The organism is Pseudarthrobacter cellobiosi, assembly GCF_023913815.1.
GTDB classification, from domain to species: domain Bacteria; phylum Actinomycetota; class Actinomycetes; order Actinomycetales; family Micrococcaceae; genus Arthrobacter; species Arthrobacter cellobiosi.
Genome location: NZ_JAMXBK010000018.1, coordinates 105,802 through 124,633 on the forward strand (window position 1 = coordinate 105,802; position 18,832 = coordinate 124,633).

Sequence of the window (18,832 nt, forward strand, 5' to 3'; positions counted from 1 at the left end):
ATGTACGACGGCGCCGGAACGGTGCCCGCACAACTGTTGGGTTTTGATGCCACGCACCTAAGGCGAGTCTACGACGGACCCGCGTTGGATTTTTTCCGGCGGCCAGGGAGTGGCATCGGGCCTGCCGAAGCTGGGCGGCAAGGGATCGCAGATCCCATGCCGCCCAGCGTAGGGGCGGGGCCGCCGGAAAAATCCGACGCCCCCGACCCGTCAAGCAACGAACCTTAGACGCGCGGCTTTTCGCGCATCTCGAAGGTCTCGATGATGTCGCCCTCGGTGATGTCGTTGAACGAACCAAGACCGATACCACACTCGAAGTCCGTGCGGACCTCAGTGGCGTCGTCCTTGAAGCGCTTGAGCGTCTCAACGGTGAGGTTGTCACCGATGGTCTTGCCGTCGCGGCTGATGCGGGCCTTCGTGTTGCGTCGGATGATGCCCGAGCGAACGATGGAACCGGCGATGTTTCCGAACTTGGAAGAGCGGAAGACTTCGCGGACCTCGGCGGTGCCCAGCTGGACCTCTTCGTACTCCGGCTTGAGCATGCCCTTGAGGGCCATCTCGATGTCATCAATTGCTGCGTAGATGACGGAGTAGAAGCGCATGTCCACGCCTTCGCGGTCTGCCAGTTCGGCAACCCGCTCGGCAGGCTTGACGTTGAAGCCGATGATAACGGCGCTGTCGACCGTTGCCAGGTTGACGTCATTCTGCGTGATGGCACCAACGCCGCGGTGGATGACGCGCAGCTGCACGCCTTCACCGACGTCGATCTTGAGCAGTGCGTCTTCGAGGGCTTCCACGGCACCGGACACGTCACCCTTAAGGATGAGGTTGAGGGTGTCGATCTTGCCGTCGGCCACGGCCTGGTCGAAGTCTTCCAGGCTGATGCGCTTGCGGCGCTTGGCGAGGGCGGCGTTGCGGTCGGCTGCTTCACGCTTCTCGGCGATCTGGCGGGCGGTGCGCTCGTCAGCGGTCACAAAGAAGGTGTCGCCGGCGCGCGGCACGTTGGACAGACCCAGAACCTGCACGGGGCGGGACGGGCCGGCCTCGGTCAGTGCGCTGCCGTCGTCGTCGAACATGGCGCGGACGCGGCCGTGGGCCGTACCGGCCACAATCGTGTCACCGACACGCAGTGAACCGGACTGCACCAGGACGGTGGCCACGGAACCGCGGCCCTTGTCCAGGTTGGCTTCGATCGCGATACCGCGAGCGTCCTTGTTCGGGTTGGCGCGCATGTCCAGGGCGGCGTCTGCGGTGAGCAGGACAGCCTCGAGCAGCTCGTCGATGTTGAGGTTCTGGCGGGCAGAGACCTCCACGAACATGGTGTCGCCACCGTATTCCTCGGGAACCAGGCCGTACTCGGTCAGCTGGCCGCGGACCTTCTCCGGGTTGGCGCCTTCCTTGTCGATCTTGTTCACGGCCACCACGATCGGCACATTTGCTGCCTGCGCGTGGTTGAGGGCCTCAACGGTCTGCGGCATAACGCCGTCGTCCGCTGCGACCACCAGGATGGCAATGTCGGTGACCTTCGCACCACGGGCACGCATGGCGGTGAACGCCTCGTGGCCCGGTGTATCGATGAAGGTGATCTTGCGGTCTTCGCCTTCATGGGTGTGCGTGACCTGGTAAGCACCGATGTGCTGCGTGATGCCGCCGTGCTCGCCCGCCATAACGTCGGACTTGCGGATGGCATCGAGCAGGCGGGTTTTACCGTGGTCAACGTGGCCCATGACGGTGACAACCGGAGGACGTGCCTCGAGGTCTTCGTCGCCTTCAGCTTCGAGCTCTGCTTCGAAGTCGATGTCGAACGTGGAGAGCAGCTCGCGCTCCTCATCCTCCGGCGACACAACCTGAAGCTTGTAGCCAAGCTCCTCGCCGAGCAGTGCGAAGGTTTCCTCATCCAGCGACTGCGTGGCCGTGGCCATTTCGCCGAGGTGGAAGAGGACCGTCACCAGTGCTGCGGGGTTTGCCTCGATCTTGTCGGCGAAGTCCGTTATGGACGAGCCACGGCGAAGCCGGACTACGGTGTTGCCGTCGCCGCGGGGTACGCTCACGCCACCCAGCGACGGAGCACTCATCTGCTCGAGTTCCTGGCGCTTGGCACGCTTCGACTTGCGCTGCTTGCCACGGCCTGCGCCGCCCTTACCGAAGGCACCCTGGGTGCCACCGCGACCGCGGCCACCCTTGCCGAAGCCGCCGCCGGCCGGAGCGCCGCCACCGGCACCCGGTGCACCACCGGTGCCTGGAGCGCCACCCGGACGTCCGGGACCACGTGCACCGCCGCCGGGACGGCCTGCACCAGCCGGTGCGGGACGTTCGGTGCGGTTAGGCATCATGCCGGGAGTAGGACGGTTTCCACCGACACCTGCCGGGCGGGGACCACCGGCGCCTGCTGCGGGACGCGGACCACCGGGGCGAGGACCACCGGCACCGGCTGCGGGACGCGGACCACCGGGACGGGGGCCACCGGCACCGGCCGCGGGACGCGGACCACCCGGACGGTCGCCGTCGGGACGGCTTCCACCCGCGCGGGGCATGCCCTGCGAAGGAGCAAACGGGTTGTTACCCGGACGGGGAGCTCGCTCTCCGTCGCCACCGCGGCCGCGGGGCATGCCCTGGGACGTGGCGAACGGGTTGTTACCCGGACGGGGACCGCCGGGACGCGGTGCGGAGCCGCCCTGCGAACCGCCCTGTGTTGATCCGCCGGAGCGGGTCGGTGCGGCCGGGGCTTCAGCCTTCGGTGCCGGACGGGCACCGGGCTTGGCGCCGGTGGACGGTGCTGCGGCCGGGGCTGACGCAACCGGCGCTGCGGCAGGTACAGCAGGAGCTGCGGAAACGGCAGTGGGTGCAGCCGGAGCCGCAGCAGCTGGTGCCGCCGGGGCTGAGGGAGCTGCGGGGCCCGGAGCAGGTGCTGCGGGTCGTGTTTCGGCCGACGGGGCAGGCGCCATGGGCGCGGCTGCCGGAGCTGCGGTCTTGGCAGCTGCGTCGGGGTAGGCGTTGCGGAGTTTTCGCACCACCGGGGCCTCAATGGTTGAAGAGGCGGAGCGAACGAATTCGCCCAGTTCCTGCAGTTTGGTTACTGCATCTTTGGAAGTAATACCGAGCTCTTTAGCAAGCTCGTGTACGCGGACCTTGGCCACATTTCTCCTGTCTCGGTCCGCACCGAGCCAGGCACGAACCGTCTACTTCTTACTGCGGGCCCCAGCCGCGGTTGCAACTACAGGGCCCATTGCAGAGCGCAACAAAGTTGTCATCGTTGCGCACTCATCGCTGGGAACTCATCGGGTTTCCATCAGTTTTCTGACCCGCTTTCAGGTTGGACGGTTTTTGCTGCAGCTACCAGGGATACCTGCAACGGGCCGGCGTCCTGCTTGCCTGCCATGATCCGGCGTTCGACGGCGGTGGACCCGGTTGCGCCGTTGAGGGCCCTTCCGAATGCTCGCCGCTTGACCGCCAGGGCCAGGCACGCTTCGCTGGGGTGCAGCCATGCACCCCTGCCAGCCATCCGGCGTCGTTCGTCTACCAGCACTGCGGTGGAACCGCTGCCTTCGGCGACGAGCCGGAGTAACTCAGACCGCGGTGCCTTTTTCCGGCATCCGATGCAGGTACGCTGCGGTTGATCCTCGGTGTGAAGCACTTCTGCCACGGTGAGTATCTTCCTGACGTTCATAACTGCCGGCCCTGAGGCCCCAACCGCATCGGCGGAACGGGAATACTCAGGGCACACGAATACCGGCCGTTAGGCGCGGTCATGTCTATTCTAGCCCCTCGGGGCAGTTCTGCCCGAAACCGGGGCTTCGAGCGAAAGTATCGGCAGTCGGCCGCCGCCCCGGAACCGGATCAGCTTTCGCGCGCCGGGGCAGCGTCCGAGACGATATCGATCCGCCAGCCCGTCAGCTTGGCCGCCAGCCGGGCGTTCTGGCCCTCTTTGCCGATGGCCAGCGAGAGCTGGTAGTCCGGGACCACCACACGCGCGGAGCGGGTGGCCTCGTCCACGATGGTGACCGAATTCACACGCGATGGGGAAAGTGCACTGGCAATAAACGTTGCCGGATCCTCGCTGAAGTCGACGATGTCGATTTTTTCGTCGTTCAGTTCCGTCATAACGGCGCGAACGCGGGAACCCATTTCGCCGATGCAGGCGCCCTTGGCGTTGATGCCCTGGGTGTGGGCCTTGACCGCGATCTTGGTACGGTGGCCGGCCTCGCGGGCCAGTGCCACGATCTCCACAGAGCGGTCCGCGATCTCCGGGACCTCCAGTTCGAAGAGCTTCCGGACGAGGCCCGGGTGTGAACGGGACAGGGTGACGGACGGGCCCTTGGTGCCGCGGTGGACATCGATAACGATGGCGCGGAGCCGGTTGCCGTGGATGTACTTCTCCCCCGGCACCTGTTCGGGCGGCGGCAGCAGGGCCTCCACCGAACCCAGGTTGACCTGGATCATGTGCGGGTTGTTGCCCTGCTGGATCAGGCCGGCCACAAGTTCACCCTCGCGGCCCTTGAACTCACCCAGGATGGCGTCGTCCTCGACGTCGCGCAGGCGCTGCAGGATGATCTGGCGTGCGGTGCTCGCCGCGATACGGCCGAAGCCGGCAGGCGTGTCCTCGAACTCGCCGATGGGGGCGCCGTCGTCGTCGATCTCCACTGCCCAGATGGTTACGTGGCCGCTCTTGCGGTCCAGCTCGGCCCGGGCCTTCTCGAAGGCGCCGGGCGATTTGTGGTACGCCACCAAGAGCGCCTGCTCGATGGTGGGGATCAGGAGGTCCAGCGGAATTTCGCGCTCACGCTCCAGTAGTCTCAGCGCGCTCATGTCAATATCCATCAGGCCTCCTCAGAAGGTCCATTGTGCTCAGGTTCCAGACCAGCTTCTTCGAGGTGGCTGAATTCGATCTCGACTTTTCCGTTGCGGATCCTGTCGAAAGGAAGAATCTGGGGCTCGCCCTGCTTGGGCTTCATGCCCTTCTTGACGGCGATCTCCGGGATGATGGTAACGGCGGAATCGTCCACGGACTGGACCCTGCCGGTGACGTTTTCGCCCTGGATGACGTTGACCTTGACCATCCGGCCCCGGGCGCGGTGCCAGTGCCGGACTTCGGTTAGGGGACGCGCGACGCCCGGGGAGGAAACCTCAAGGTCGTAGGGGCGCCCGTCGTCTGCGGGATCATTGTCCAAGACGTCGGAGAGGACCCTGGAGATGTCCGCGATGACATCGAGGTTTACGCCGCCGGTTTCCTCCTGCGGCAGGTCAACCACCACGTGGACCACGCGGTGTGAACCGGCCAGGATGGATACGTCCTCGAGGTACAGGCGGTTGGCCTGGACCGCCGGTTCTAACAGCGCCCGGAGCCTGACGGCTTCGGGATTGTTGGCGGGCGCAGCTTCAGCCGTACCCGTTCCGGTAGCGTCTGATGAAGTCGTGGCTTCTGCATTACTCACGATGCCGGCCGCCTTCCAATAGATGATGTTGTGACTACTAGCCTAACGATTTTCCGGCCACAGTGGTGCACGAAGATTCGCATCAGGCGTGAGAACATGGTCTGTTGTGAAAGACGACACGCAGGAATCCGGCCGCCGCAGGCGTTATTTCCAGTACGCCGTTTTTGCGCTGGCCGCCCTTCTGGTGGTGAGCCTGGGATTGGTGCTCATCCCCCGCGAACCGTCCCTGCCTGCGGCGCCGCCGTTTTCCGAGCAGGCAAGGGCATCCGCGTTCGCGGATTCCCTGACCCTCAGGGCCGCTGGCCTGGACCTCGAAGGCACTGCCGGCGCCACTGCGCCGGCCCCACAAGCGGCCGCCCTGACCCGGATTGTGACTTTGCTGACTGTCCAGGCCCGGGCGTTGATGCTGCCGGCTGATGCGGCCGGCGATCCTGCCCTGGACCGTACGGCTACTGCCCCCGTCCCTGCCCCGTCCACGGCGCTGGCCACCGTCACGCCTCCGTCGACCACCGCGGACTTCGCCGCTGCCCTCCAGGCAAGCGGGGCACAGCGGCTCCACGATGCCGAAACGGCCGACGGCGGCATGGCCCGCCTTCTCGCCGGCGCCGGCACTGCCCAGCTTCTGGCCGCCGAGGACCTGGCCTCGGCGACCGGGATCTCGTTGGCACCGCTTCCAGGCGCTGACTCCTCCCCCACCGCATCGCCGGCACCCACCCCGCCTGTTACGGCTTCAGCCGCCGCCAGCTGTGCCAGCGAAGCGGCGGTCGCCAACGCAAGCACTGGCGCGGACCTCGGCTCGGCCTTTGCCTCAGCCGTTGCCGCCGAGCTGGAACTGGTCTATGCGTACCAGGCCGCACTGACCAGGCTCAACTCCGGGTCAGCTGCTCCGGCGTCGAACTTCCTGGCCCAGCATGGCATCCTCCGAAACGAAGCGGAGGCCATGGGCAGGTCCCACTGCGCCGCGGTACCCCAGAGGCAACCAGGTTATGCCCTGAGCCAGGTGTTCCTGGCTGATCCTGCAGCCGGGCTGGGAACACTGGAGGCGGGGACACTTCCGGCGCTCGGCGACCTGGTGGCCCTCAGCGAGGGGCGCGACCGCGTATGGGCACTCTCGGCACTTCAGTCGGCGGCCCGGCGGACCGTCCATTGGCGTGCGTCGCCAGGCCCGGTCCCCGGCATGGTCCTGGACGAAGCACTCCTGCCGCCACTGCCGGAGCCTGTATCAACTCCGCAGACTTCCACAACCAGCACTCCCGGCAATTCGTAGCCAAGGCACGGCACACTGGCCAGGCGCAGGCACTAATGCTTTGCTGGAGGCATGGACAGTGCCGGCGCCCCCGCCCTTCATGAGAATGAGCCCCACCAAAACGACGTCGCCCAGCGCCTGAACTGGCTGCGAGCCGGCGTGCTGGGTGCGAATGACGGCATCGTCTCGGTCGCCGCAATCGTGGTGGGCGTCGCCGGTGTCACCACGCAGTCCGGACCGATCCTCGTCGCCGGCACGGCCGGCCTGGTAGGTGGAGCGGTATCCATGGCCTTGGGCGAGTACGTGTCCGTCAGCAGCCAGAAGGACAGCCAGCGGGCCCTGATCGAAAAGGAGCGCCTGGAACTGCAGGAACAGCCGGAGGAAGAGCTGGAGGAACTCGCGGCGATCTACCAGGGCAAGGGGCTGAGCCTGGACACAGCAAGGAAAGTAGCGCGGGAGCTGACGGCCCACGATGCCCTGGGCGCGCACCTCTCCGCCGAACTGAACATCGACGAAACAGACATTGTGAGCCCCTGGAATGCAGCCTTTGCTTCGGCGATTGCGTTCGTCACCGGCGCCATCCTGCCGATGGCCGCCATCCTGCTGCCGCCGGAGAACATCCGGGTCCCCCTGACGTTCGCGGCCGTGCTGGCGGCACTCGCTGCCACCGGGGCGCTGGGCGCCTGGATCGGCGGCGGTTCGAAGCTGCGGGCCGCCGCCAGGGTGGTGGCGGGCGGGGCTTTGGCCTTGGCTGCCACGTTCTCCATCGGCAACCTGCTTAGCGCAAGCGGCGTCCTGTGAGTGTCCAGATTGGCGTGCCGATCCCGCCAGCCCTCAGCGGGCGTTTCAGCCACAGCAGCGCGGGACGGGCCTGGCTTTCCTCCCTCCCGGGACTGGTGCAGGGTCGGCTGGAGCATTGGGAACTGGCTGTTGACCTGGAAGCTGGCGCCCTCCCGTGGCATGGCCACGGCGGCGTGGTGGTTCCAGTCCGCCGGACGGACGGGACACCGGCGGCGCTCAAGATAGCGTTTCCCCACGATGAGGCACGGATGGAACGCCATGCGCTGGCACTCTGGGGCGGCTCCGGCGCCGTCCGGCTGTTGGAATCCGACGCCGGAACGTGCGCCATGCTGCTGGAGCGGCTTAATCCGGACTCCTCGCTACAGACCCTTCCGCTGGATCAAGCGGCGGTGGCGTGGGGCGGCACCATGCGGCAGTTGGGCCTGGTGCCGGACGGCCGGCCGCAGTGGCAGGAGTTCGATCACATCGCCGGGCGGGCCGAACAATGGAGCGATGACCTGCCCGCCGACTGGGAACAACAGGGCCGCCCGTTCCCGCGCTGGCTACTGGAGGCGGCCCTGGAAGTCTGCCAGACCCGCGGCGCCGTTGGCCGCCGCTCGGGTCGCGATGTCCTGGTCCACACAGACCTGCACTTCCTGAACATCCTGGCCCGGCCCCACACAAACAGCGGAGGGCTCCCCGGGGAAGCCTTCGTCGCCATCGACCCGCAGCCCATGATCGGCGAGCCGGAGTTCGCGGTGGCACCGCTGCTGTGGAACCGTCTCGGCGACCTGCCCCGGAGCGATCCGGCCGGAGGGTTGAGGCGGCGGTGCCAGGACTTCAGCGCCGCGGCCGGCCTCGACGCCGAAGCTGCGCGCCAGTGGGCCGTGGCACGCGAAGTGGAGAACGCCCTCTGCTACGCGTCCTTGCCGCGCCACCAAGGAGATCTTGCCCGGTCACTCTGGGTGGCCAGCACCCTTGCCGGGCGGACCCTCGCTGGTCTCCCCTCGGCGCACGCCCTGCCTGAGCCGGGGCACGGCGACAGCTGAGCGATGGGTGCCTCCCGGGCTGGATGGTGCTTCGCAGGCGGGACTGTGCCTCCCGGGCGATCAGCCCGCTGCCCGCACAGCCGCCAAAGCGGAGCTGACCGCCTCGACGGCAGTGCCGACGTCTTCCGCGTCAGTGCTCCAGTTGCTGACCGAGACGCGCAGGACATCCCTGCCCTGCCAGCGTGAACCGGACATCCGACCTTGCCGTCCTCGATCACCCGGGCTGTCACGGCGCGCGTGGTGGCGTCGTCCCCGAAGGCGAGCGAAACCTGGGTGTAGTCCACCGTGTTGAGCACCTCGACACCGTCCACCTCGGCCAGGCGGCTGCCGATCGTCGAAGCGGCGTCGGCGAGCCCGCGGACCTGGGCTGCCACGCCGTCCCGGCCCAGGGAGCGGAGGGCGGCCCACACCGGCACGCCGCGGCCGCGGCGGGACAGCTCCGGCGCTTTTTCGAACGGGTCACCCGGGCCTTCGACGTCGTGGATCAGGTAGCTGGTGTGCTGCAGTCCCATGGCGCTGCGTAGCGCTGCTGAATCCCTGACGATGGCAATACCGCAGTCATACGGGACATTGAGGGTCTTGTGGGCGTCGGTCCCCACGAATCGGCCAGGGCCATGCCGCGCGTAAGGTCCGCGAACTCGGGCACTGCCGCGGCCCACAGCCCGAACGCGCCGTCCACGTGCACCCAGGCACCATGCCGCCGGGCAACCTCGATGGCGGCGTCGAAGGGGTCGAAAGCTCCGGAGTGGAGGTTGCCGGCCTGGAGACAGACCAGCGCGGGCCCGGACCCTTCCGACAGCAGGCGGATCGGCCAGCAACCGCCACCGGGCAGCAGCCAGCCCGGTGAAGTTGGCCATGGTGGCACCCGTAGTGAAGCCGACGTCGGATTCCGCCGGCAGGCCGAGAAGGTCCAGCAGCCAGTGGCCGGCCCCCTCCTCGATGGCTGCTATCGCGGGGGTGGCATAGCGCAGGCCGGAGTTCTGGTCCCAGGCGCTGACCAGCCAGTCCGCGGCCAGGGCGGCAGGCAACGTCCCGCCGATCACCCAACCGAAAAAGCGCCCCGAGGGCATCGCCATCAGCCCCGGTTCGGCCTTGTCCGCCAGGTACTCAACCACAGCTGCGGCGGGCATGCCCTGCTGCGGAAGGGGCCCGCCGAAGTCAGCCGCGAGATCGTGGGCGCTTTGGGCGGGCCCTACGTGCCTGTCCGGCAGGCTCGCCAGCCACTCGGCGGCGCGACGGGCCGCGGCTGACAATGCTTCCGAATAGGGTTCCCCGCCTGCGGACATACCTGCATGGTACGCCCGGCCGGGGGCTGCGGGCGATACCGGCTGCGAGGGTTTCGGCTACCTGTCAGGCTAGGTTTTCCTGCCAGACGTCGACGCCGAGTTTGATGATCAGGGCGCCCACCACCAGCAGGAATACAATGCGGATGAAGCGGCTTCCCTGCTTCACGGCGGTCCGCGCGCCCAGGTAGCCGCCGGCCATGTTGGCCAGGCCCAGCAGCAGCCCGACCCCCCAGAGGATTGATCCATGGGGCAGGAAGAACAGCAGGGCGCCGGCGTTGGTGGCCATGTTCACGATCTTGGCTTTGGCGCTTGCCTCCAGGAAGGCATAGCCCATCGCCGAGACGAGCGCGATGATGAGGAAGGAGCCGGTGCCCGGACCAATCAGGCCGTCATAGAAGCCAATCACGGCCCCGATCATGCATGCCACCACGTAGTGCGTGCGGCCATCGTGCCGCAGCACGGTGATGTCACCGACGTTGGGTTTCAGCGCCGTAAAAAGCGCGACGACGACCAGCGCCACCACGATGATCGGCTTGAAGACACTCGCCGGCAGGGTGGCGGCCAGCACCGCCCCGGCGAAGCTCCCGGCAAGGGCGATCACCGCCATGGGCACGGCCGTCCGAAGGTCCGGTTTCACCCGCCCGTAGTACGTCACCGCACTCGTGGTGGTGCCGAAAATTGACCCCATCTTGTTGGTGGCCAAGGCCTGGACCGGCGTGATCCCGGGTACCAGCAGCATGGCCGGCAGCTGGAGCAGACCGCCGCCGCCCACCACGGCGTCCACCCAGCCGGCAGCAAATCCAGCCACCACAATCAGGATGATTGTGGTGAGCTGGATCGACTCGAACCCGGAAATCACCGCCGCGGGTCAGCTGCGGACGGCGGTGACCACATAGTCAACGGCCTTGTCCACGGCCACGTTCTCCGCTTCGCCGCTGCGGCGGTCCTTGATCTCGACAACGCCGTCCACCAGGCCGCGGCCGACGGCCAGGATGGTGGGGACGCCGACGAGTTCCGCGTCGCCGAACTTTACGCCCGGGGAGACCTTCGGCCGGTCATCGTAGATGACGTCCAGGCCGGCGGCCTCGAGTTCCAGGGCCAGCTGCTCGGCGGTGGCAAAGATTTCCTCGCCGCGGCCGACAGCCACGACATGGACATCGGCGGGGGCGACGGCGCGGGGCCAGACTAGGCCCTTGTCATCGTGGTTGGATTCGGCCAGTGCGGCGACGGCGCGGGTGACACCAACACCGTAGGAGCCCATGGTAACCACCACCTGCTTGCCGTTCTGGTCCAGCACCTTCAGCTCGAGGGCCTCAGCGTATTTGCGGCCCAGCTGGAAGATGTGGCCCATCTCGATGCCGCGGGCGGTCTCCAGAGGACCGGAGCCGTCCGGGGCGGGGTCGCCCTCGCGGACGTCGGTGCACTCGATGACACCGTCCCAGGTGAAGTCGCGGCCTGCGACCAGGCCGAACACGTGCTTTCCTGCTTCGTTGGCCCCGGTGATCCAGGCCGTGCCGCTGACAACGCGGGGATCCACGAGGTAGAGGAGCTTGGTTGAGCTTTCGCTGCCCAGCAGGGGTTTGTCCAGCGTCAGGCCGGGTCCAAGGTAGCCCTTGACGATGAGGGGCTGCTTCTTGAGGTCGTCGTCGTTGGCTGCTTCGAGCGTGATCTCGCCGCCGATGGGTAGGAAGGAACCGATGTTGGCTTCCACGCGCTTCAAGTCAACGCCGCGGTCACCCGGCAGGCCGATGACCACAAGCTGGCGCTCACCGGTGGGCAGGGTGACGGCAAGAACCACGTTCTTGAGGGTGTCGGCGCCAGTCCAGGCGCCGCCGTCGGCCTCGCTCCGGGGAGCCAGGTCGTTGGATGCGGCCACCAGCGTGTCGATGGTGGGCGTGTTCGGGGTATCGAGGACCTCGGCGGCAGGGGCGTTGCTGAAGTCGATGTCGGCCGGAACAACGGTGGTGACGGCCTCAACGTTGGCTGCATAGCCGCCGGCTGAGCGCACGAAAGTGTCTTCGCCGATCTCGGTGGGGTGCAGGAACTCTTCGCTCTTGGACCCGCCCATGGCGCCGGCGGTGGCCGCAACGGGAATGACTTCCAGGCCAAGGCGCGCAAAGATCTTCAGGTAGGCGCCACGGTGGGCGGCGTAGCTGGCGTCCAGGCCGGCGTCGTCCACGTCGAAGGAGTAGGAATCCTTCATGATGAACTCGCGGCCGCGCAGCAGGCCCGCGCGGGGGCGTGCTTCGTCGCGGTATTTGTTCTGGATCTGATACAGACTCAGGGGCAGGTCCTTGTAGGACGAGTACAGGTCCTTGACCAGAAGCGTGAACATTTCCTCGTGCGTGGGGGCCAGCAGGTAGTCGGCACCCTTACGGTCCTGGAGCCGGAACAGACCCTCGCCGTATTCGGTCCAGCGGTTGGTGACCTCGTAGGGCTCTCGCGGCAGCAGCGCCGGGAAGTGGACTTCCTGGGCACCGATGGCGTCCATTTCCTCGCGGACGACGGCCTCGACCTTGCGCAGCACACTCAGCCCCAGCGGAAGCCAGGTGTAGATGCCGGGCGCCGCGCGGCGGATGTAGCCGGCCCGGACCAGGAGCCGGTGGCTGGCGACCTCAGCGTCGACGGGATCTTCACGCAAGGTGCGTAGGAAAAGCTTGGACATTCTTGTGACCACGGGTGGGTTATCCGTTTCTGGGGAGTAGCTGCTGGAAAGCAGAGCCGGGCAATTCTTCTGGGTACTAATCTACCGGCTATCCACGGCACGCCAGGCGGCGGAACCTGAGCTGGCCAGAGACCGCGGGGGCGAGACGCAATAGAGCCACGCCCGGCATGCAAAGCCCCTGGCCGTAAACGGCTGGTCATTACATGCGGACGTGGCTCCATGGCCGTTGACGCCTAGGTACTGGTGAGGACTGGTGAGACCGCCCACCCACTCCAGCGCAGCTAGATCGAACATATGTGATAGCCGACACATCCACAAGGGTTTTTCCATTCGAAGTAATTGACGGCCGCCTTTAGCAGGTCTAGTTTTAATTCATCACCTGGTGAATTCAAACGCGGACTCCCAGCATTCGGAGGCAATAATGTCCCATTCAGCAGCTTCCGTCCCGGCAGTCACGGAAGCCAGCATCGCTGTGGCCGCCACCACCCTGCACGTCACACGGGGAAAGGTTCCCGTCCTGCGCGGCTTGGACTTTGCCATCCAGGCAGGCGAGATCACCGGGCTGCTGGGCCCGTCCGGCAGCGGCAAGACTACGCTCATGCGGGCCATCATGGGCGTCCAGGTGCTCACGTCCGGCTCGGTCCAAGTGCTTGGGCTGCCCGCCGGGCACCCTGACCTGCGACACCGGGTGGGTTACGTGACCCAGTCCCCCAGCGTGTACCCGGACCTCACGGTCGAAGCCAATGTCCGCTACTTCGGCGCCATGCACCGCAAGGGCCGCGCCGAGGCCGCAGAGGCGATCGCCGCCGTCGGGCTTGAACCGCAGGCCAGGCAGAAAACCGGTGACCTCTCCGGCGGACAGCTGAGCCGGGTGTCGTTGGCCTGTGCCCTGGTGGCTCGCCCCAGCCTGCTGGTCCTGGATGAGCCAACCGTGGGCCTTGATCCGGTGCTCCGGGCTGACCTGTGGGACCGTTTCCGGTCCATGGCCGAGTCCGGGACCACCCTGCTGGTTTCCAGCCATGTGATGGAGGAAGCCAGCCATTGCGGATCACTCCTCCTGCTGCGGGAAGGAAAGCTCCTGGCGCAGCTGACGCCGGCGGAATTGAGTCAACGCGGGCACAGTGCCGATCTGGAGAAGGCTTTCCTGCACATCATCCAGGACACCGCCGAAGTGCCCAGCGGTTCCCCCGAAAGGACGGTACAGTCATGAACCTGTTGATGCTGTTGGCCACCACCCGGCGCGTCCTGGACCAGCTCCGGCACGACCACCGCAGCATCGCACTGATCCTGGTGGTCCCTGCGCTGCTGCTCACCGCCGTGTACTTTCTCTATGAGAATGAGACGCTGCCGCCGGGCGTGCCCAGGACTTTTGACCGCGTTGGCCTGATGATGCTGGCGATCTTCCCGTTTGTGGTTATGTTCCTGGTTACGTCCATCACGATGCTGCGGGAACGCACCTCGGGGACCCTGGAACGGCTGCTGACCACTCCTATCCACAAGGCGGACCTGCTGTTCGGCTACGGGCTGGCATTTTCCATCATGGCTGCCCTGCAGTCGCTGGTGGCTACCGCGGTTGCCTACTGGATCTTCGGGCTCGACATCCAAGGCAGCCCTGGACTGGTGGTCATGATTGCCGTGATCAATGCGGTTCTTGGCGTCGCGCTGGGGCTGCTCTGTTCGGCCTTCGCCCGGACGGAATTCCAGGCCGTGCAGTTTATGCCGGTGGTGGTGGTCCCGCAGATCCTGCTCTGTGGCCTCTTTGTGGCCCGCGAACGGATGAACGAGGCCCTGGAGGCTGTGTCGAATGTCCTTCCATTGACTTTTTCGGTGGATGCACTCCAGGAGATCGCCACCAACACCGAGCCCACAGACCAGCTGTGGATGGATGCCGGAGTCATCGTGGCCATTGTCCTGGCGGTCCTGGTGCTCGCATCGTTGACCCTGCGGCGGCGGACCGCGTGAACGGACAGCATGATCCCACGGGCGCCGCGGGTCTTGCAGGTAGCGCGGCTGGTCCGGGCCGGCGGGGCCGGCGCGGCGGGGCAACCGAGACGAGGGACCAGATCCTGGACACAGCCCGGCGGCTCTTCGCCGAACACGGTTTCGAAGGGACCAGCCTGCGCCAGATCGCCCGGGAAACCGGAGTGGACCCCGCCATGGTCCACCACTTCTTCAAGGGCAAGGACGAGCTTTTTGCGCTGAGCGTGGCACTGCCGGCCGACCCGGAGAAGGTCCTGGCGGGCGTCGACGGCTACTCGCCGGAGGACCGGGCAGAGGCGATCGTGCGGGCCGTGCTGCGCTTGTGGGAGAGCTCGGCCCAGCACAGCCTGGTGGCCTTCCTCAGGGGAACCATCGGCTCCAAGGCCAAGACGTTGCTGCTGCGGGAACTGGTACAGCGCACCATCCTCAGCCGGATCATGGCCGGAGTTCCTGGACCGCCCGCGGAAGTGGCCATGCGCGGAAATCTCGTGGCTACGCAGATGGTGGGCGTGATGCTGGTCCGGTATGTTGTGCGTCTGGAACCGCTCGCGTCCGCCTCCCCCGACGACGTTGTCCGGCTCGTGGCTCCGAACGTCCAGCACTACCTGACGGGCGACCTGAAGGCTGACCGGTGAACCGGCGGCGGGCGGCCTGAAAGGCGGCGACGCTGAGGCCAGGGACCTGGCGGCTAGAAGAGAACCGTAGCGAAGGTGCCAACCTGGCGGAAGCCCACGCGCTCGTACGTGGACCGTGCCCGGAGGTTGAATCCGTTGACATAGAGGCTGGTGACGGGGGCAAGCGTGCGCGCCTTCTCCACTACGGCAGCCATGTAGCCGGCGCTCAGACCCTGTCCTCGGTAACCGGGGTTCATCCATACACCCTGGATCTGCGTGACGTCGGTTGTCACAGCACCCAGCTCGGCCTTGAACACAACGTCGCCGGATTCGTTGACGTGCGCCAATGAATGGCCTTGCCGGATGAGGCCTTCCACGCGGCGGCTGTAGAACTCCTTGCCCCCGAGGAACGGCGAGTAGCCCACTTCCTCTTCGAACATGGCGGCGCAGGCCGGAAGTATCCGGTCAAAATCGGCCAGCCGGCCAAGCCCCAGATCCGCGTTCGGCTCCACCGACGGCGGACCGCACAGTGTCATCAGCGGCTGCTCATCCCGCACCTCGTGGGCCGCATGCCCCAGTTCGGCAAGCTCAGCATGGAGAGCCAGGACGGCATCTGCGGGGCCAAAGGCGGAGGCGAATCGGCGGCCGGACGCGCTTGCTGCAGCAGCGACAAGCCCGGAAAATTCGGGGTCAAGCTGGACCGGTACCAGGTTGGCCCCTGCCCAGCACGCGCCTACCAGGATGCCGTCGTCGAAAACTCCCAAGACGCCGGCGCCACCAGCGGTGGGCGCGGCTGAGCCGGCCGCCCGAAGGTGCGCCAGGATAAAGACATTGGCCACCGGATCCTGCGACGCTAGGCGACGCAGGGCAGCGGTGTCAGCGCCGGCGAGGGTCCGGACGGATGTTCCCGCCGGGGCGGCGTCCTCTTTATGAGACGCTAACCACGGGGCTACCCTTGACAGCATCTTCGCCATCGGCCTCCCCCATCTCTTCAGCTATGCGCATGGCCTCTTCGATCAGTGTCTCAACAATCTCGCTCTCAGGCACAGTCTTGATGACTTGGCCCTTCACAAAGATCTGGCCCTTGCCATTGCCGGACGCCACACCGAGATCGGCTTCGCGGGCCTCGCCCGGCCCGTTGACAACACAGCCCATCACTGCCACGCGGAGCGGAATTTCCATGCCTTCCAGCCCTGCGGTGACCTGCTCGGCAAGCGTGTACACGTCCACCTGGGCGCGGCCGCATGACGGGCAGGAGACGATCTCCAGTTTGCGCGGGCGCAGGTTCAGGGACTGGAGGATCTGGTTGCCCACTTTGATTTCCTCCACCGGAGGCGCCGACAGGGAAACCCTGATGGTGTCGCCGATCCCCTTGGCCAGGAGCGCCCCGAAGGCCGTGGCGGATTTGATGGTGCCCTGGAAGGCGGGCCCAGCTTCGGTGACGCCCAGGTGCAGGGGCCAGTCGCCCTGCTCGGCCAGCATCTCGTAGGCAGCAACCATAATGACCGGGTCGTTGTGCTTGACCGAGATCTTGAAGTCGTTGAAACCGTGCTCTTCGAACAGCGACGCTTCCCAGACGGCGGATTCCACAAGTGCCTCGGGGGTGGCCTTGCCATACTTCTTCAGGATGCCAGGCTCCAGCGATCCGGCGTTGATGCCGATCCGGATGGAGGTCCCGTGGTCCTTCGCCGCGCGGGCGATTTCCTTGACCTGGTCATCGAACTTGCGGATATTGCCCGGGTTTACCCGCACTGCCGCGCAGCCGGCCTCAATCGCTGCGAAGACGTACTTCGGCTGGAAGTGGATGTCCGCAATGACAGGGATCTGGGACTTGCGAGCGATGATTGGCAGGGCCTCTGCATCATCGGCCGACGGGCAGGCGACGCGCACGATGTCGCAACCGGAGGCGGTGAGTTCCGCGATCTGCTGCAAGGTGGCGTTGATGTCCGTGGTGGGCGTGGTGGTCATGGACTGCACACTGATGGGCGAGTCCGAACCGACCCCGACGGAACCCACCTTGATCTGCCGCGTCTTGCGGCGGGGGGCGAGAACGGGCGGCGGTGCTGACGGCATTCCCAGGCTGACCGAGGTCACGTGGACTCCTTGGGTAGGTGTTTCGGTAGTGAAAAAGGTCCAGGAATCAGGATGCGTGCGCGGCCAGGAGGCCGATCACGGGAGTCCACTCGGTTGTCCGGATCCCGGCAATGGTGCCGGCGACGGCGAACGGGTCCTGCTTGAGGAGTTCGTTCAGCTGCGTTTCGTCCTGGACCTTGAAGATCAGCAGGGCGCCTGCCCCGTCACCGTAGGGTCCGCTGGTCAGCAGCTGGCGCTCGTCCGCCAGACCCGCCAGCCAGGCGCGGTGCGCGGGGCGGTGATCATCACGGACGGCGGAGGAATCGGCGGCGTACACATACTCAACGGCAAAAACAGTCATAAAGACACCCTATCCCCAGGGGTGGGCTGTCGCCGATCCGGGCAGTCAGCAAGACTCACTGCAGGAACACCACCTTGATCACTGCCGCCGTTCCAGCAGCCCACAGCATGGACGTGAGCGTTCCGATGATGAACCGCTCGGCAGCCACGGGGGTCTCCTTCAATTCGGCGAACCTGCCCAGGCCTTTGATGGCCACAATGTAGGCAATGGCCACCGGCTGTCCGGTCAGGATGGCCACGCAGACGCCCAGGCGCTCCAGCACTCCGATGATTGCCCCACCCCGCAGGATCCGCTGGGCCGGCAGCGCGGGCGCCACCTGAGGAACGTCCGACGGCGGCTGGCCGCCACCCGCGGTCAGCTCGCCGTCGACGGTTTGCCCGCCCTTGTGATGATCCGTACCGGCCCGCGGGGCTCCCGAAACAGTGTCTACCGTGACATCGGCTGACGGGTCCTGGGCCGCTGCGTCCTGGTCCGATTTACTGGCCGCGTCCGCTTTATCGTCAATGGTCCGGGCGAGCCGGAACACCAGCGCGGTCACAGGCCACCCTGCGAATCCGGCCACCAAGAGGGCAACTGTAATCCAGAGTGCGTTCACCGGTCTCCTTCAATCTGGGAATGGGCGTAGTCAAGGAGCATGGCCGCGGCAGGTCTGGCGGCCCATTCCTCCTGCCAGCCGGATCGGAGCACCGCACGGCTCACCGACTGCTCCGTGATTCCCAATTCCTGGGCCACGTGTTTCTGGCTGCCGTGCTTTCCATCGCCGCCCTGGAGCGCGCGCAACCGGTCCACCACCCGCCACTGGGCTGGTGTGCGTTGCTGCACCACCCGTCCGATCAGGCGAAGCACCGCCTGGGCATTTGCACTGGTCATGGCTCCTTTCTTGGCGTGGGGAGGCATCTCCCGTCCACGGCCAATACTGCCGGACACCACCGACAATGGCACCTGACCAGCCGAGCCCTTGGCGAGTTCCACGGCCTTTCGCGCTGCCACAAAGCCGCTCCCGGAACCTTCCCGGGGGCTTCCGCCCGGGGTGAGCTGTACGGCCCCGATCCCGATCCCGACGTACCAGTGCCCGCTCCGGAGTGCGTACAAGGCGATCTCCACTACGTCCTCGGCATGTTCCACCACACCCTGGAGTTCATCACCCACGGACCGTTCGAAGGGCGCCGGTGTGAGGCTGCGCAGTGCGGCGATCAGATCGGGAACACGGTCGACGTCGGCAGTGCTGCCTCGCTGGTCGATGGTCAGTACATACATGCCTTAACCGTACGCAGGTGATCACTCATAATCAATCAAAAATAGCTGATTATTGAATATCAGCCAATAAAGACTGATTTATGAGAATC

At 66.2% G+C, this 18,832-nt stretch carries 17 protein-coding genes and 1 pseudogene; 6 read left to right on the top strand and 12 right to left on the bottom strand.

Annotation, left to right across the window (positions count from 1 at the left end; all coding sequences use genetic code 11):
• Positions 1–224: 224 nt before the first annotated feature.
• From infB to rimP, 4 genes are all read right to left on the bottom strand, one after another.
• Positions 225–3,137 (bottom strand): translation initiation factor IF-2, encoded by a 2,913-nt coding sequence (infB, locus tag NG701_RS04255; protein WP_252564821.1) that lies wholly within the window; start codon positions 3,135–3,137, stop codon positions 225–227.
• 152 nt (positions 3,138–3,289) lie between these two features.
• Positions 3,290–3,667: a YlxR family protein gene (locus tag NG701_RS04260; RefSeq protein WP_252564823.1), complete on the bottom strand. Its 378-nt coding sequence runs from the start codon at positions 3,665–3,667 to the stop codon at positions 3,290–3,292.
• A 170-nt stretch (positions 3,668–3,837) separates the two neighbouring features.
• Positions 3,838–4,818: a transcription termination factor NusA gene (gene nusA, locus NG701_RS04265; RefSeq protein WP_058929500.1), complete on the bottom strand. Its 981-nt coding sequence runs from the start codon at positions 4,816–4,818 to the stop codon at positions 3,838–3,840.
• Entirely contained in the window at positions 4,818–5,432 is a 615-nt protein-coding gene (gene rimP, locus NG701_RS04270; RefSeq protein WP_252564825.1) for a ribosome maturation factor RimP, read from the bottom strand. The genes nusA and rimP overlap by 1 nt, the downstream gene beginning before the upstream one ends.
• Before the next feature lie 106 nt (positions 5,433–5,538).
• Here rimP and NG701_RS04275 point away from each other — a divergent pair, with 106 nt between their 5' ends.
• Genes NG701_RS04275 through NG701_RS04285 form a run of 3 tightly spaced genes read left to right on the top strand, consistent with a single transcriptional unit; the run spans position 5,539 to position 8,507 of the window.
• Complete coding sequence (locus NG701_RS04275) at positions 5,539–6,699, top strand: DUF4439 domain-containing protein (protein WP_252564827.1); 1,161 nt, start codon at positions 5,539–5,541, stop codon at positions 6,697–6,699.
• Positions 6,700–6,750: 51 nt separating this feature from the next.
• Positions 6,751–7,479: a VIT1/CCC1 transporter family protein gene (locus tag NG701_RS04280; RefSeq protein WP_252564829.1), complete on the top strand. Its 729-nt coding sequence runs from the start codon at positions 6,751–6,753 to the stop codon at positions 7,477–7,479.
• The gene (locus NG701_RS04285; RefSeq protein WP_252564831.1) at positions 7,476–8,507 is read left to right on the top strand and encodes an aminoglycoside phosphotransferase family protein; all 1,032 of its coding nucleotides are present in this window, start codon (positions 7,476–7,478) and stop codon (positions 8,505–8,507) included. Before NG701_RS04280 ends, NG701_RS04285 begins: the two co-directional genes overlap by 4 nt.
• Positions 8,508–8,567: 60 nt before the next feature.
• Here the strand turns inward: NG701_RS04285 and NG701_RS04290 are convergent.
• From NG701_RS04290 to NG701_RS04300, 3 genes and pseudogenes are all read right to left on the bottom strand, one after another.
• Positions 8,568–9,793: pseudogene (locus NG701_RS04290) on the bottom strand (pyridoxal phosphate-dependent decarboxylase family protein).
• 64 nt (positions 9,794–9,857) lie between these two features.
• Positions 9,858–10,652 (bottom strand): sulfite exporter TauE/SafE family protein, encoded by a 795-nt coding sequence (locus NG701_RS04295; RefSeq protein WP_252564833.1) that lies wholly within the window; start codon positions 10,650–10,652, stop codon positions 9,858–9,860.
• A gap of 9 nt (positions 10,653–10,661) precedes the next feature.
• Positions 10,662–12,470: a proline--tRNA ligase gene (locus NG701_RS04300; RefSeq protein WP_252564835.1), complete on the bottom strand. Its 1,809-nt coding sequence runs from the start codon at positions 12,468–12,470 to the stop codon at positions 10,662–10,664.
• A 409-nt stretch (positions 12,471–12,879) separates the two neighbouring features.
• Between NG701_RS04300 and NG701_RS04305 the strand changes: the two genes are divergently transcribed.
• The 3 genes from NG701_RS04305 to NG701_RS04315 are packed head-to-tail and all read left to right on the top strand — an operon-like array spanning position 12,880 to position 15,073.
• Positions 12,880–13,668 carry an ABC transporter ATP-binding protein gene (locus NG701_RS04305; RefSeq protein ID WP_252564836.1) on the top strand — a complete coding sequence of 263 codons (789 nt, stop codon included), beginning with the start codon at positions 12,880–12,882 and terminating at the stop codon, positions 13,666–13,668.
• A gap of 8 nt (positions 13,669–13,676) precedes the next feature.
• On the top strand, positions 13,677–14,420 hold the full coding sequence (locus NG701_RS04310) for an ABC transporter permease (protein WP_252564977.1): 744 nt from the start codon (positions 13,677–13,679) through the stop codon (positions 14,418–14,420).
• A complete protein-coding gene (locus NG701_RS04315) occupies positions 14,417–15,073 on the top strand; it encodes a TetR/AcrR family transcriptional regulator (protein ID WP_374208649.1) in 657 nt (218 codons plus the stop codon). The genes NG701_RS04310 and NG701_RS04315 overlap by 4 nt, the downstream gene beginning before the upstream one ends.
• 53 nt (positions 15,074–15,126) lie before the next feature.
• Here the strand turns inward: NG701_RS04315 and NG701_RS04320 are convergent, their stop codons facing one another.
• Genes NG701_RS04320 through NG701_RS04340 form a run of 5 tightly spaced genes read right to left on the bottom strand, consistent with a single transcriptional unit; the run spans position 15,127 to position 18,743 of the window.
• On the bottom strand, positions 15,127–16,017 hold the full coding sequence (locus tag NG701_RS04320) for a GNAT family N-acetyltransferase (RefSeq protein ID WP_252564979.1): 891 nt from the start codon (positions 16,015–16,017) through the stop codon (positions 15,127–15,129).
• A complete protein-coding gene (ispG, locus tag NG701_RS04325; protein ID WP_104063099.1) occupies positions 15,980–17,146 on the bottom strand; it encodes a flavodoxin-dependent (E)-4-hydroxy-3-methylbut-2-enyl-diphosphate synthase in 1,167 nt (388 codons plus the stop codon). Before ispG ends, NG701_RS04320 begins: the two co-directional genes overlap by 38 nt.
• Positions 17,147–17,192: 46 nt before the next feature.
• A complete protein-coding gene (locus tag NG701_RS04330; RefSeq protein WP_252564838.1) occupies positions 17,193–17,486 on the bottom strand; it encodes a YciI family protein in 294 nt (97 codons plus the stop codon).
• 55 nt (positions 17,487–17,541) lie between these two features.
• Positions 17,542–18,081 carry a hypothetical protein gene (locus NG701_RS04335; protein ID WP_252564840.1) on the bottom strand — a complete coding sequence of 180 codons (540 nt, stop codon included), beginning with the start codon at positions 18,079–18,081 and terminating at the stop codon, positions 17,542–17,544.
• Complete coding sequence (locus NG701_RS04340) at positions 18,078–18,743, bottom strand: MarR family transcriptional regulator (RefSeq protein WP_252564842.1); 666 nt, start codon at positions 18,741–18,743, stop codon at positions 18,078–18,080. Before NG701_RS04340 ends, NG701_RS04335 begins: the two co-directional genes overlap by 4 nt.
• Between the last annotated feature and the right edge of the window lie 89 nt (positions 18,744–18,832).